Origin of the sequence: Enterococcus sp. FR204, assembly GCF_031143325.1 — a bacterium.
Classification (GTDB): domain Bacteria; phylum Bacillota; class Bacilli; order Lactobacillales; family Enterococcaceae; genus Enterococcus_B; species Enterococcus_B faecium.
This window is the reverse complement of the sequence record NZ_JAKZIW010000015.1, coordinates 1-14,627: the sequence shown is the minus strand read 5'-3', so window position 1 is coordinate 14,627 and position 14,627 is coordinate 1. Positions and strand designations below refer to the sequence as shown.

9 protein-coding genes are annotated in these 14,627 nt (G+C 38.9%); 7 read left to right on the top strand and 2 right to left on the bottom strand.

The annotated features are described in order from the left end of the window. Positions 1 to 170: 170 nt before the first annotated feature. Positions 171 to 1,019, top strand: a complete 849-nt coding sequence (locus RG571_RS05495; protein ID WP_002287653.1) for a MurR/RpiR family transcriptional regulator — start codon at positions 171 to 173, stop codon at positions 1,017 to 1,019. Positions 1,020 to 1,312: 293 nt separating this feature from the next. Beyond that, the gene (locus RG571_RS05490; RefSeq protein ID WP_002339672.1) at positions 1,313 to 3,466 is read left to right on the top strand and encodes a penicillin-binding protein 2; all 2,154 of its coding nucleotides are present in this window, start codon (positions 1,313 to 1,315) and stop codon (positions 3,464 to 3,466) included. Positions 3,467 to 3,948: 482 nt separating this feature from the next. Here the strand turns inward: RG571_RS05490 and RG571_RS05485 are convergent, their stop codons facing one another. After that, positions 3,949 to 4,758, bottom strand: coding sequence for a Cof-type HAD-IIB family hydrolase (locus RG571_RS05485; RefSeq protein WP_258430281.1), 810 nt, complete (start codon positions 4,756 to 4,758; stop codon positions 3,949 to 3,951). A gap of 293 nt (positions 4,759 to 5,051) precedes the next feature. Here RG571_RS05485 and RG571_RS05480 point away from each other — a divergent pair, with 293 nt between their 5' ends. Together RG571_RS05480 and RG571_RS05475 are read left to right on the top strand one after the other, a co-directional pair. After that, positions 5,052 to 6,488, top strand: coding sequence for an NCS2 family permease (locus tag RG571_RS05480; RefSeq protein ID WP_002298256.1), 1,437 nt, complete (start codon positions 5,052 to 5,054; stop codon positions 6,486 to 6,488). A 169-nt stretch (positions 6,489 to 6,657) separates the two neighbouring features. After that, the gene (locus RG571_RS05475) at positions 6,658 to 7,854 is read left to right on the top strand and encodes a multidrug efflux MFS transporter (protein ID WP_002290958.1); all 1,197 of its coding nucleotides are present in this window, start codon (positions 6,658 to 6,660) and stop codon (positions 7,852 to 7,854) included. Between the two features lie 61 nt (positions 7,855 to 7,915). On the opposite strand, the gene RG571_RS05470 is transcribed toward RG571_RS05475, so the two are convergent. Beyond that, a complete protein-coding gene (locus RG571_RS05470) occupies positions 7,916 to 8,101 on the bottom strand; it encodes a YjzD family protein (protein WP_002295359.1) in 186 nt (61 codons plus the stop codon). Positions 8,102 to 8,331: 230 nt separating this feature from the next. Between RG571_RS05470 and dnaE the strand changes: the two genes are divergently transcribed. The 3 genes from dnaE to pyk all read left to right on the top strand — a co-directional run. After that, positions 8,332 to 11,646 (top strand): DNA polymerase III subunit alpha, encoded by a 3,315-nt coding sequence (dnaE, locus tag RG571_RS05465; protein WP_258430280.1) that lies wholly within the window; start codon positions 8,332 to 8,334, stop codon positions 11,644 to 11,646. 167 nt (positions 11,647 to 11,813) lie between these two features. Next, complete coding sequence (gene pfkA, locus RG571_RS05460) at positions 11,814 to 12,776, top strand: 6-phosphofructokinase (RefSeq protein ID WP_002304759.1); 963 nt, start codon at positions 11,814 to 11,816, stop codon at positions 12,774 to 12,776. 73 nt (positions 12,777 to 12,849) lie between these two features. Then, on the top strand, positions 12,850 to 14,627 hold a 1,778-nt coding region (gene pyk / locus RG571_RS05455; protein WP_308947533.1), incomplete at its 3' end, for a pyruvate kinase.

Here is a 14,627-nt window from a genome sequence, read left to right as displayed (position 1 = left end):
ACAGGTATTCCTCAAAGACACAGATGCTCAATAGAATCTGTGGGATTGATAGGATAAGATATTCTGTTGGGCGGATTGTTTTTTTTGTTTTTTTATCCAGTATACGACCGTGAATAAGGGTCTGATATGGTATACTTACATAGACTATCATTAAAAGGGTGGAGGAACTTATGAGCGTAATTAGTCGTATTGAAAGTATGATGGAAGATTATTCTTCAGCAGAAAAAAAGTTGGCCAACTACATTATCGGTAATATTGAGAAGGTCCCTACAATGACAGCTAATGAATTAGCAGAAGCTTCCGGGTTGAGTGCGCCGACAGTTGTACGTTTTTCCAAAAAAATCGGTTTTCAAAGTCTGACGGACTTCAAAATCACGATTTCAACAGAACTACAGACTGGAATCGATGAAGGTTTTAGTGATATAGAAGCAAATGAGTCCTTTTACTCTATCAAAAACAAACTTGGTAACAATGCACAAGTAGCGATAAAAGAAACAGTAGATATTCTAGAAGAAGAAACGATCCAAAAAGTCGTAGAGTGTTTGGAATCGGCAGAGACTGTTTTTTTATATGGGGTTGGCGCCTCTTCTTTAGTAGTAGAAGATATTCTGCAAAAATGGTCTCGTGTCGGTAAGCCAATCATTTTTGAAAAAGATATCCACGTCTTGCTCCCGCAACTTGTCAGCAATGAGAAAAAGAAAGTGCTTTGGCTTGTTTCAAACTCAGGTAGAAGTGCAGATGTAGTCGCATTAGCCGAGCTGGCGAAAAGCATGAATATCGAAATCATTGCGTTGACGCAATTTGGAAATAACCCGCTTAGCAAGATAGCCGATGTACTCGTACAAACATCTAGACCAAAAGAAATCACGAATCGAAGTGCGGCAACTAATTCACTTTTGGCCCAATTTGCTACGATCGATATCATTTTTTATTTCTATATGGCTAAAAACGAAAAGCTTAGCGAAAAAGTGAAAAAAACACGAGAAGCAATCCAAGAATATTTTATGGATTCGAAATAAAAACCTTACTATTTTTTATATAAGTTTTTTAGAATAACAAAACGTAGTTTTCCACAAATAAATGATCCATCAAAGTGTTTCACGACTTAAGAAAACATAATTTTCAAAAATAAGTTTATTTTTTAATGAAAAAAATAGTTGGATATGTAACTTTAAGTGATTGCTGTGAAACAAAAAGTTGATTTTATCTTGAAATTAGGTAAAGAATTTCTTGCTCCGCCCATTTTTTCTTTTTTATTAAGAAGTTTTTGGGTACAATGAAGCATGAATGTAAATAGGCGGAAGGATAGGAAATGATGAAAGATTTTATGAAAAAAATATTAAATACTTCTTGGTTAGAAAAAATAAGAAAAGGTGCACAAGAACCTAAGAACAAAACGTTTCGCCGGTCCCATGTTCCTTTTCGCTTAAATTTTCTTTTTTTCATTATATTTACGTTATTTGTTGCGTTGATTGCTAGATTGGGTTATTTGCAGATCGTGAACGGCGAAGAGATGGAGGCGCGAGTGAAGTCTACTTCTACGATTACGGTCCAAGAAAGTACTCCTCGCGGAATGATCTACGACTCCACAGGAAAAGCTTTAGTTACGAATAAAGCGAATCAGGCCATCACATATACGAGAGGAACACAAGTTACGGCTAAAGATTTGCTTGAAATCGCAACGAAGCTGAACTCGCTGATCGATGTTCCGGTAGATGAAAATCTGACAGATAGAGATAAAAAAGATTTTTGGCTGGCTGATCCCAAACATTTGAAAGAAGCCACAAAAAGACTTTCGGCAAAAGAAAAGCAATTAGGGAACAGCGAACAATATAGTGCGATGGTCAATAAAGTCACAGCTGATGAGATTAATTTAAACGAGGAGCAATTAAAAATTGCTACCATCTTTAAACGGATGAATAGTGCATATGAATTAAACACTGTCTATATCAAAAACTCTGGTGTTACTGATCAAGAGTTAGCTGTTGTGGCAGAACGCGCTTCTGAACTTCCAGGAGTTTCGACTGGCACAGACTGGACACGAGAATATAATGCAGCAAGTTCACTGAAAAGTATTCTTGGCAGTGTGACGACTGAAAAGCAAGGACTTCCAGCAGATGAAGCAGAGAAATACCTAGCAAAAGGTTATTCTGGGAATGACCGTGTAGGACAAAGTTATTTGGAAAAACAATATGAAGATGTCCTGCAAGGAACCAAAACCCAATATGAAGTTTCCCTTGATAATGAAGGAAATGTTTCGAATCAAAAAGAAATCTTCTCTGGGGAAAAAGGTTCTAATTTAATGTTATCTATGAATGCAGAATTCCAATCAAAAGTAGAAGAAATTTTGAAAAGGAATTATCAAACATTGATCAACAACGGCAAAGCACAGTATTCGCCTGGTGCTTATGCAGTGGCTATGAATCCTCAGACAGGAGAAGTGCTAGCAATGACTGGTTTCAGTCATGAACAAGGTTCCAAAGAAATCACCGAGAATGCTTTAGGCACGATTACTAGCGCCTTTGCTCCAGGGTCTGTAGTCAAGGCTGGTACTTTGACAGCAGGCTGGGCAAGTAACGCGATCAGCGGAAATCAAGTTTTGATTGATGAGCCGATTCGTCTGCAAGGTGCTTCAGAAAAAAGCTCTGTCTTTAATCGAAGCGGACAAGTTGCTCTTGATGCAGTCAAAGCATTGGAATTGTCTTCTAATACGTATATGATCAAAGTGGCGTTAAAGATGTTAGGACTAGACTATACACCTGGAATGGGACTACCTAGTTTAGATGAAGAAGCTAAAGCTTATCAGCAATTGAGAGACTCTTTCAAAGAGTTTGGTCTTGGTACAACGACTGGGATCGATTTGCCGAATGAATCTCCTGGGATCTCACGTTCTGTTGATTATATGAAGAAGTTCAATGCGGATAATGGCAAAGAATGGTATACTCCAGGTAACTTTACCGATTTGGCATTTGGACAGTTTGACACATATACACCAATCCAATTAGCTCAATATGCTTCAACAGTCGCTAATGGCGGGAAACGAGTACAGCCGCACCTAGTCAAAGCGATCTATGGCAATGACGAAAATGGAAACTTGGGTGAAGTGAAGAAAGAAATTGGCACAACAGTAGAAAATACGGTCAATATTTCTGCAGAAAATATGGCGATCCTCCGTGAAGGATTCCACCAAGTTGTCCATGGTACCGATCCTTACACAACAGCCAAACCATTAGCCAGTGCGAAAATGGACCTTTCCGCAAAAACAGGGACTGCAGAAACGGTTGCGGAAGGTCATCCAGATATTACGACAGTCAATAGTAATATCGTGGCATACGGACCAACAGACAATCCGGAAATTGCCATCAGTGTTGTCTTGCCGAACTTATTAGACGAACAAGACCACATGAACTTGACGATTGCTAAAGAAATAATGGACGCGTATTATGATATGTTCATGGCAAAATAAAAAAGAGGTCGTGAAAAAGCCGCTTAGTTTCGAGTATGAAGAAAAATTTTGTGAAAATAGCTTCTCACATTTTTGCTTAAATTTGACTTCATACCGAGAAACTGGCTTTTGAACACCGTTTAAGGAAGAGGTTGTGAAATCAGCGCCCTGACCTGAGTATTAGAGAAACAAAACGGAAAAATAGCTTCTCATATTTTGCCGTTTTTGAGCTAATACCGAAGGACAGCTGATTGAACGCCGTTTATCAAGAGGTCGTGGGCCTGCCGTTTATCAAGAGGTCGTGGGCCTGCCGTTTATCAAGAGGTCGTGGGCCTGCCGTTCAGCTCCGAGTCACAAGGAACAAGTTCAAAAAAACAGCTTCTCATGTTTTATGAATATTGTGACTTGTGATTGAGGAGTTGGCAGGAGAACACCGTTTACTCGGCAAAAAAGGTTGTGACAAAAATTGTCACAACCTCTTTTTTGTGGAATCTAATTCTCTATTATAGTTTAAGTAGTTTTTCCAGATAAACAGCTAAACCGTCTTCCTGATTGCTCAAAGGAGCGACATCATTTGCAATGCCTTTGAGTTGATCAGTACCGTTAGCCATAGCTACTCCCCAACCTGCATAATCCAACAATTCCAAATCATTATGCTCGTCACCAAAGGCAATGACGTCTTTTTGATCGATAGACAGGTAGTTAGCAATCTCTTGCACGCCTTTTGCTTTTTGGATTCCTTTTGAAACAATCTCTAAGATGGCAGTAGGTCCACCCCATGTCCGAACATCGACATAACTGCCAAATTGACGTGTTAATTCAGCAGATACAGCTCCTGCAAAACGTTTGTCTGTTCGGACAAGCAAAGATGTAGGATTTGTCGTCAAATTTTTAGGAGAAAGCAAATTCTTCTCTCCTGGACGAGAAGAAGCAAAAATTTTTTCATCAAAGAAATCAAAACTGTCAATAAAAAAAGTATCACGATTTTCAGCAGCGATAAAATCTAAATTTAGCTGCTTTTTTTGCGATAAGATTTCAAAAGCGATTTCACGATTGATCAACGTTTCTCTTTCACCATCCCAGTGCTGATTAGGGATGTGTACTAATGCGCCGTTAAAATTAACCATCGGTGTTGTTAATTCTAATTGTTGGTAAAACTGATGGCTCATTCGGAATGGGCGTCCTGTAGCAATACTGACATGATGACCGGCATTGATTGCTTTTTTCAGAGTCTCTTTTGTTTTAGATGTAATCATCGAATCTTGATTGAGGGTAGTTCCGTCCAGATCGATGGCAATTAATTTTTTATTCAATAAGGGTCCTTCCTTCCTCAACTAGCATTTGTTTTAGTCTAGCATATTTTAGGTAATTAACAAGAGCAATCAGCTATTCCTAACAAAAACTACAGTTATGGCTATATAAATAGCTAAACATAAGCTAAACACGAACATTAAGTATTATTTTCGCTTTTTTTGTTAAAAAAACGTTGAAAAGCGAATGAAACGTCTATATAATTTGAAATTGTTCGATGGATTTGCCCTATTTTACTTATTTTTTATTATTATAGTTTTCCATCAGAAAAAAAATTCAGGGAGTGGAACTTTTTATGGAAAAGTTTTTCGGTTTAAAGAAAAACAATACAAATGTATCAACTGAAATAATGGCGGGAGTAACGACATTCTTTGCCATGAGTTATATCTTATTCGTAAATCCGACGATTTTGTCAGCATCAGGTATGCCCTTTCAAGCAGTATTTCTAGCGACAATCATTGCATCGATTATTGGTACGCTGGTAATGGGATTGTTCGCAAATGTACCATATGCTCAGGCACCTGGTATGGGATTGAACGCATTTTTCACTTTTACGGTCGTTTTTGGGCTTGGTTATTCTTGGCAACAAGCCTTGGCAATGGTGTTTATTTGCGGATTAATCAATATTTTTATTACTGTCACAAATATTCGAAAAATGATTATTCGGGCGATTCCCGAAAGTCTTCAACATGCGATTGGTGGCGGGATCGGTATTTTCGTTGCGTATGTCGGAATCAAAAATGCAGGATTCTTATCTTTTTCAGCAGACCAGTCAGCTATTTCGAGCTCTGTCGTTGAAGGCGGAAAAGCGACAAATGTTACGATAAATGGTGGAATCGTCCCTGCGTTAGCCAACTTTGACAACGCTCCTATCTTATTGGCTGTGATTGGTTTGGTACTGACAGCCATTTTAGTTGTAAAAAATGTCCGTGGGGCTATTCTTATCGGTATCGTAGCGACCACAGTCCTTGGTATTTTTATGGGTGTTGTTGATTTAAGTTCCATTGATTGGCAAACGAATTCGTTAGGTAATTCATTTAAAGAATTAGGAACAACTTTCGGTGCAGCATTTGGTTCTGAAGGCATGCAATCTTTATTCAGTGATTCTTCCAAGATTCCTCAAGTATTGATGACGATCATCGCATTCAGTTTATCTGATACTTTCGATACGATCGGAACATTTATCGGTACAGGACGCCGCACAGGCATTTTCTCAAAAGAAGACGAGATCGCGTTGGAAGATGGTCGTGGGTTCAAAACAAAAATGGATAAAGCACTATTTGCCGATGCGATCGCTACTTCCGTGGGGGCTATCTTTGGTACATCGAATACAACAACTTATGTCGAATCTGCAGCTGGGATCGGGGCCGGTGGACGTACTGGTTTGACTTCAGTAGTAGTGGCAGTGCTATTCGCATTAAGTAGTTTATTCTCTCCACTGATCGCCATTGTACCAAATCAAGCAACTGCGCCAGCGTTGATTTTAGTTGGAGTAATGATGATGGCTTCTTTTGCAGACATCAAATGGCTAGATATGGAAGAAGCTTTACCGGCCTTCTTTGCATCGATCTTTATGGGATTGTGCTATAGCATTTCCTATGGGATTGCAGCAGGATTTATTTTCTATACAATTGTGAAAGTAATCAAAGGAAAATACAATGAAGTTTCTGTTGCTTTGTGGATCGTTGATATTTTATTCATTATCAACTTCATCATTCTAGCAACAATTTAACTAAAGAGAAGGGATTGGAACAGTATTTGTTCTGATCTCTTTTTGTTTTACATAAAAAGAACGTTACATATAAAATGACCTTTGCGGGATTTTTCTCTTTTTACTGGCGAGATCGTTGCTTGTTTATTCGAAAATAGGTATGATAAAAGAGACGAAAGAGGGATGATAGATGGAGATTAATTGGAGAAAAAATTTAGTGATTGCGTGGATTGGCTGTTTTTTCACTGGTGCAAGTATTAGTTTAGTTATGCCATTCATACCAGTTTATGTTGAGCAACTAGGAACACCAAAAGATCAAATCGAATTGTTTTCGGGACTAGCAATCTCTGTGACTGCTTTTGCATCTGCCGTGGTTGCACCAATCTGGGGAAATCTAGCTGATCGAAAAGGCCGAAAACTCATGATGATCCGTGCAGCAGCAGGGATGACATTAACAATGGGATCTTTGGCTTTTGTACCGAACGCGTATTGGCTTTTGATCATGCGGTTTTGGAATGGGATTTTGTCTGGATATATTCCAAATGCCACAGCGATGATTGCTTCACAGGCACCTAGAGAAAAGAGCGGATGGGCGTTAGGAACATTGTCTACCGGAGCGATTGCTGGAAATCTGATCGGACCTTCAATGGGCGGTGCACTGGCTCAGTGGTTTGGTATGGAAAATGTATTCTTGATCACAGGGGCTTTGTTGATGATCACAACGGTGCTGACCATCTTCTTAGTCAAAGAAGATTTCCATCCAATCGAGAAAAAAGATCTGATAAGCACCAAAGAAATTTTTTCAAAAATGGATCATCTCTCTATTTTGATCGGTCTCTTCATTACGACCTTGATTTTACAGATAGGAATCACTACGATCAGCCCTATTTTGACCTTATATATTCGTGAATTGAGCGGAAGTACAGAAAATATCCTTTTTGTCAGCGGCTTGATTGTTTCGATAGCTGGTGTTTCCGCTGTCTTTTCTTCACCGAAACTAGGAAAACTAGGGGATAAGATTGGGAATCAAAAAGTTCTAATTGGAGGACTCATTTTATCATTTTGCTGTTATTTACCTATGGCATTCGTCACTACACCGCTCCAATTAGGTATACTTCGCTTTATTTTAGGCTTTTCAACTGGCGCTTTGATGCCTTCTGTCAATACACTGATCAGTAAGATTACGCCTCAAGAAGGAGTCAGCCGAATCTATAGCTACAATCAGATGTTTAGCAACTTTGGACAAGTTTTAGGTCCCATGCTAGGATCGACAGTCGCGCATGCTTATAATTACAGTGCTGTTTTTATTGTGACAAGTTTGTTTGTTCTGTCAAATATTCTTCTTTCTTTATTCAACTTTCGTAAAGTTCTTCGCAGCAGATTATAATGGTGGTGAGGAGTAGAAAATAAAAAAGAGCTTGAGATATCTCAAGCTCTTGGCTGTTTTTTTACGAATGGGCAGAGGTTTCTTTTCTTGGCGCAACTGCACCAATCAAAAGGATAATGACACCCGCAATGAATGAAATGATTGTTGTCAAAGTAAAATCATATGTTCCGCTTGTTAATGCAGCACCAATATAACCGACTACTTGACCTAGAACGACAGCCCAGAATAATGTAACGATATATCGCATAAAGAACACCTCTTTTCTATCTTAATTTTACCAGATTTTCTTTGAATGTAAAGAAACGAGACCAAATCTCAATAAAATTTGAGTTCTTGCGAAAGAACTCATTCCTACAGATTACAAGCAAGCAAATGAAGTGGAATAATCAACTTCAGCGCCTGCTATCTTAATGAAAGTAAAAGGATCAAACCTTTTAACGCTAGTGAATTTTAACGAAAAAAAAGGCGGAATGCAAGATGTTTTTCCCACAACTTTATACAATTACTTCTTATTCTCTTTTACAAAGTACGATACGTATTCGAGAATATGTACAAGAAGCAAAAAAACAAGGCTACACTTCATTAGCCATAACGGATAAAGATGTCTTATACGGTGCACCTGAATTCTATCGTATTTGTGTAGAAGAAGGAGTACAGCCAATCATTGGATTACATCTTAGTTATACTTATGAAGAAAAAAATTATGGCTTGCTTGCGTACGCAAAAGATGAAATAGGTTATCAGCAGCTGATGAAACTTTCCAGCCGAAAAATGATCCAAGAAAAATTGGATCTTGCAGAAATGACAGAAACCGACCATCTAGCGTTTGTTGTTCCGGCAAATCATTCTGTTTCTGAGGCTTTCAATAAAGAGGATAACTTTTTCGGTCATTGGCAGTTTTTACTTGAAAATGTTTTTACTAGAAATTTTTATATCGGCTTGACAGAAAACACGCCTGATCAATTGCCTGAATGGTATCAGTATGTGATAAAAGAAAATTATTCGCTTTGTGCATTACATCCCATCGCTAGTTTACAACAAGAAGAACTTTTTGCACTTGAAGTGATGAAACATATCAAAGATGGAAGCCAAATACCTTTAGAAAATTTATCTGCATCTTTACCACTAACAGCAAATGGCTATCTTCTTTCAGAACAAGAAATGATCAAACGATTCGAAAAAGCGGGTCTTTCCCAAGCTGTAATAGGCGCCCAGCGTTTAGCTGAATCGATTTCATTTGAATTCCAGTTCCATCAGAAATTACTTCCGCATTATCCAGTTCCTAATGGAAAACAAGCTGGAGAATATTTAAGAGAGTTATGCTATTCGCAAGTGGAACGCCGAATCACTGATTATACAAAGGAATACCAAGAACGTTTGGACTACGAGTTATCTGTCATCCATCAAATGGGATTCGATGATTATTTCTTGATCGTATGGGATGTAATGGCTTTTGCTCATAGAAACAAAATCGTTACCGGTGCAGGTCGTGGTTCTGCTGCGGGTTCATTAGTAGCCTATGTGTTAGAAATCACAGATGTGGATCCATTAGAATATGATTTGCTGTTCGAACGCTTTTTAAACCCCGAACGCTTTACGATGCCAGATATCGATTTGGATATTCCTGACAATCGACGTGAAGAAGTATTGAATTATGTTCGAGAAAAGTATGGACAATATCATATGGCACAAATCGCAACATTTGGCACAATGGCAGCAAAAATGGTTCTTAGAGATGCAGCTAGAGTGTTTGGTTTATCGCAAAGTGAAGCAAACCGCTGGTCAAAAGCAATACCCAATCAATTGAAAATCACATTGACCCAAGCTTATAAAACTTCGCATCAATTAGTAGAATTAGTTCAGGCAAGCGAAAAAAACCAACTTTTATTCAAAACTGCAGTGATTTTAGAAGGATTGCCAAGACATGTTTCGACTCACGCAGCAGGTGTAGTTATCAGCGATAAGAATCTACTTGAACTAGTTCCGCTCCAACGCGGTTCTGATGAAGCTTTTCTGACCCAGTATACGATGAATGAGGTAGAAGCAATCGGTCTTTTGAAAATGGACTTTTTAGGACTACGCAACTTATCGATTATTGATTTTACTTTGAAAGCTGTTAAGCGAGTAGAAGGGTATGAGATCCGATTAAAAGAGATCCCGCTAAATGATGCAAAAACGCTGCTCTTGTTTCAACGAGGCGAAACCTCAGGAGTATTTCAATTTGAATCTGCTGGTATCCGGAACGTTTTACGAAGATTAGGTCCAGAAAACATCGAAGATATTGCCGCAGTCAATGCATTGTATCGACCAGGCCCTATGCAAAATATAGATACCTTCATTGCCAGGAAGAAAGGAAAAGAAGCCATTCGCTACCCAGATGATTCACTGATCCCGATTTTGAAAAACACATATGGAGTGATCGTCTATCAGGAACAAATCATGCAGATCGCCTCGACTATGGCTGGATTTACATTAGGGCAGTCAGATATTCTGCGACGGGCAGTGAGTAAAAAGAAAAAAGACGTATTAGATGAAGAAAAGTCGCATTTTGTATCAGGAGCATTACAACAGGGATATTCGGAAAAAACAGCAGCGACCGTATATGAATATATCGAAAAATTTGCAAACTATGGATTCAATCGGTCACATGCATTTGCTTATTCATTCGTGGGATTCCAAATGGCGTATCTAAAAGCCCATCATCCAGGTGCTTTCTTTACCAGCCTGATGAATTCTGTTCGGCATAACACATCAAAATTGAAAGAATATATTGCAGAAGCACGTAAAAATAAACTCAAACTTTCCTCGCCGTCCATTAATCAAAGTAATTCCAGTTTTGAGTTGGTCAATAAGGAAGAAATCAGATTCGGACTGACAGCGATAAAAGGTATTCGGCGTGATTTTGTAGAAGATATATTAAACGAAAGAAAACAAAATGGCCCGTTCCAGTCAGTGGATCAATTCCTCATACGGATCGATAAGCGTTGGCTGAAATTAGAGTTACTGCAATCACTGACAGCAGTAGGCGTTTTTGATGAATTATCTCCTAACAGGAAACAATTGATGCTTGATCTCGAAGGAAAAATCCAAAATATCGTTTACAGTGGTGGAAGTCTTGACTTGCTGGGAATCATGGCATTAAGAGAAGAAGAAGTCGCTGACTATACACTAGAAGAACGCTTGAAGCTGGAAGAGGAGTACTTAGGTATTTATTTGTCAGGTCATCCTGCAGAAGGGTTTGATCGTCTTCGTTTAGCTAAACAAGTTCAGCTGATTACAGATATCGTCCCTAATCAACCAGTCAATTTATTAGTGATGATCAAGGAAGTTAGAGAAATTCGGACAAAAAAAGGAGAACTGATGGCCTTTGTTGAAGGAACCGACAGTAGTGGAGAAATTTCTGTCACAGTTTTTCCAACTCTTTATCGTAAATATCGTAATTTGTTTGCCGTTGATCGAGTGATCTTTGTTCAAGGGCGGAGCGAAATCAGCAAATATAATCAGGAACTGCAACTAATTGGAGAAAGCTTTGCTGATCCTAACCAGTTAGAAGCCCAGTATCCTTCACAAACTTGCTATTTGCGTATTACAGAAGAACGAGAAGATCCCGAGATAATGAAACAATTACAAGTGATTTTTCAGAAACACCCAGGATATATACCAGTAGTTATGTATCACGAAAAAACGCAACGAAAAGTAGTTCTGTCAGATGCTTATTGGGTGGATGACAGCAAGAGTATAAAGGGGCAACTTATTTATCTGCTTGGCGAAGATAATGTGGTTTTCAAATAACTTACGGTAAAAAATACTACTTGCTTTCATTTTTTTTCATTTTTTTATCCGTAAATCAAGACAAGTGAGAAAAATAATGTTAGAATGTTAGTCGTGGTTAACGCAAAAATGGTTGTAAACCTAAGTCATACTTAGGATAAAGTATTTTAATGAGGTGAATGTTTATTATGAAACGCATCGGAATTTTGACCAGTGGCGGAGACGCACCTGGAATGAATGCAGCTGTTCGTGCCGTTGTTCGTAAAGGTATTTACGAAGGACTGGAAGTATACGGGATCAATTATGGTTTTGCCGGTTTAGTTGCTGGAGATATTCGTCGTCTTGATGTGGCAGATGTAGGTGACAAGATCCAACGTGGTGGTACATTCTTGTATTCTGCACGTTATCCAGAATTTGCAACTGAAGAAGGTCAATTAAAAGGAATCGAACAATTGAAAAAATTCGGAATCGAAGGTCTAGTGGTTATCGGAGGAGACGGCTCTTATCATGGCGCAATGGCTTTGACAAAACGCGGTTTCCCAGCAGTAGGTATTCCTGGAACAATCGATAATGATATTCCTGGGACTGATTTCACAATCGGTTTTGATACAGCAATCAATACAGTACTAGAATCAATTGACCGTATTCGTGACACAGCGACTTCTCATGTTCGTACATTCGTTATCGAAGTAATGGGACGCAATGCAGGAGACATCGCTTTATGGTCAGGTGTGGCTGGCGGAGCGGATGAAATCATCATCCCAGAACATGATTTTGATATGGCTTCAGTTGCTAAAAAAATCCAAGAAGGCCGCGATCGCGGGAAGAAACATTGCTTGATCATCTTGGCTGAAGGTGTAATGGGCGGAAATGAATTCGCTGAGAAACTTTCAGAATTTGGCGACTATCATACACGTGTATCTATCTTGGGACACGTTGTCCGTGGTGGAGCACCAAGCGCACGCGACCGCGTGTTGGCAAGTAAATTCGGTGCTTACGCTGTCGAATTGCTTCAAGAAGGAAAAGGTGGATTATGTGTCGGTATCCATGACAACGAAATCGTTGCGTCTGACATCATTGATACACTTGAAAACAACAAACATAAACCAGACTTATCACTATATGATCTAAATAATTCACTTTCTTTTTAAGAGTGAAAGAAACCAAGCTATTTAAGCTGTGTACAGCTTTAAATAAACAAAATTGAATGGGAGAGTTTTTTAAATGAAAAAAACCAAAATCGTTAGTACATTAGGACCAGCAAGTAACTCAGTAGAAATTATTTCTCAATTGATTGAATCTGGGGCAAATGTCTTCCGCTTTAACTTTTCTCATGGTGACCATGAAGAACAATTATCACGTATGACTATGGTCCGTGAAGCAGTTAAAAAGACAGGAAAAGATGTCGGTATTCTTTTAGATACAAAAGGAGCTGAAATCCGTACAACTGTTCAAGGCACAACAGAAGCTGATTTTGGTCGTGCAGGATACATCAAATTTGAAGTAGGAGATCAAACACGCATCTCTATGGATCCTGAACATGTAGGTTCAAAAGAAAAAATCGCGGTTACTTACCCAGGATTATTTGACGATGTTCACGTTGGTGGACACATTTTATTTGATGATGGTTTGATCGATATGCAAATCATTGAAAAAGACGAAGCAAACCGTGAATTAGTCGTAGAAGTTAAAAATGCAGGTATGCTAGGATCACGTAAAGGGGTAAATGCACCAGGCGTTTCTATTAGTTTGCCAGGTATTACTCCAAAAGATGCTGACGATATTCGTTTTGGTTTAGACAACGATATCGACTTTATCGCTGCAAGTTTTGTACGTAAAGCACAAGACGTTCTAGATATCCGCGAAATCTTAGAAGAAAAAGACATGACTCATGTTCAAATCTTCCCTAAAATCGAATCTCAAGAAGGTATCGACAACATTGACGAAATCATCAAAGTTTCTGACGGTGTTATGATTGCCCGCGGAGATATGGGTGTTGAAATCCCAGCTGAACTAGTACCAATGGTTCAAAAACGCATCATCAAAAAATGTAATGCTGCTGGTATCCCAGTTATCACTGCTACACAAATGTTAGAATCAATGCAAGAAAACCCACGTCCAACACGTGCGGAAGCTTCTGACGTTGCTAACGCTGTATTTGATGGCACAGATGCAACAATGCTATCTGGTGAATCTGCAAACGGGGACTACCCAGTTGAAGCTGTTTCAACAATGGCACGTATCGACCAAGAAGCTGAAAATGCATTATCAGAATTAGGTACATTCCAATTGAACGAATTCGATAAAACAGATGTAACTGAAACAATCGGTTTATCTGTAGCTCGTGCTGCAAAAAATCTAGGCGTGAAAACAATCGTTGCTGCAACTGAATCAGGATACACTGCAAAAATGATTTCAAAATATCGTCCAGATGCAGATATCTTGGCTGTTACTTTTGACGAACGCACAAAACGTGGTTTGATGTTAAACTGGGGCGTTTACCCAACAGTTGCTGAAAAACCATCAACAACTGATGAAATGTTTGAACTAGCAGCTAAAAAAGCTGTTGAATTAGGTTTCGCATCAGAAGGCGATTTAATCTTGATCACTGCTGGTGTACCAGTTGGTGAACGCGGAACAACTAACGTGATGAAAATTCAAATGATTGGTTCTAAATTATTAGAAGCTCAAGGCGTTGGACAAAAATCTGTCGTTGCAAATGCAGTTATTGCTTCATCTGCTGAAGAAGCTGTAAAAAAAGCAAAAGACGGAATGGTTCTAGTTGTACCATCAACTGACAAAGAATATATGCCTGCAATCGAAAAAGCAGCTGCTGTTATCGTTGAAGAAGGCGGATTGACTTCTCACGCTGCAGTTGTAGGAATTGCACAAGATATTCCTGTAATCGTTGGTGCTAAAGGCGCAACAACAACAATTACAGAAGGTGAATTGATTACCGTTGATTCACGTCGCGGCATCGTTTACCGTGGCGAAACAACAGC

What these genes read in the sequence shown, in the direction of transcription:
- RG571_RS05470 (WP_002295359.1), bottom strand. Translation starts at nt 8,101, where the DNA reads ATGCGATATATCGTTACATTATTCTGGGCTGTCGTTCTAGGTCAAGTA.
- RG571_RS05490 (WP_002339672.1), top strand. Translation starts at nt 1,313, where the DNA reads ATGATGAAAGATTTTATGAAAAAAATATTAAATACTTCTTGGTTAGAA.
- RG571_RS05480 (WP_002298256.1), top strand. Translation starts at nt 5,052, where the DNA reads ATGGAAAAGTTTTTCGGTTTAAAGAAAAACAATACAAATGTATCAACT.
- RG571_RS05475 (WP_002290958.1), top strand. Translation starts at nt 6,658, where the DNA reads ATGGAGATTAATTGGAGAAAAAATTTAGTGATTGCGTGGATTGGCTGT.
- RG571_RS05495 (WP_002287653.1), top strand. Translation starts at nt 171, where the DNA reads ATGAGCGTAATTAGTCGTATTGAAAGTATGATGGAAGATTATTCTTCA.
- pfkA (WP_002304759.1), top strand. Translation starts at nt 11,814, where the DNA reads ATGAAACGCATCGGAATTTTGACCAGTGGCGGAGACGCACCTGGAATG.
- dnaE (WP_258430280.1), top strand. Translation starts at nt 8,332, where the DNA reads ATGTTTTTCCCACAACTTTATACAATTACTTCTTATTCTCTTTTACAA.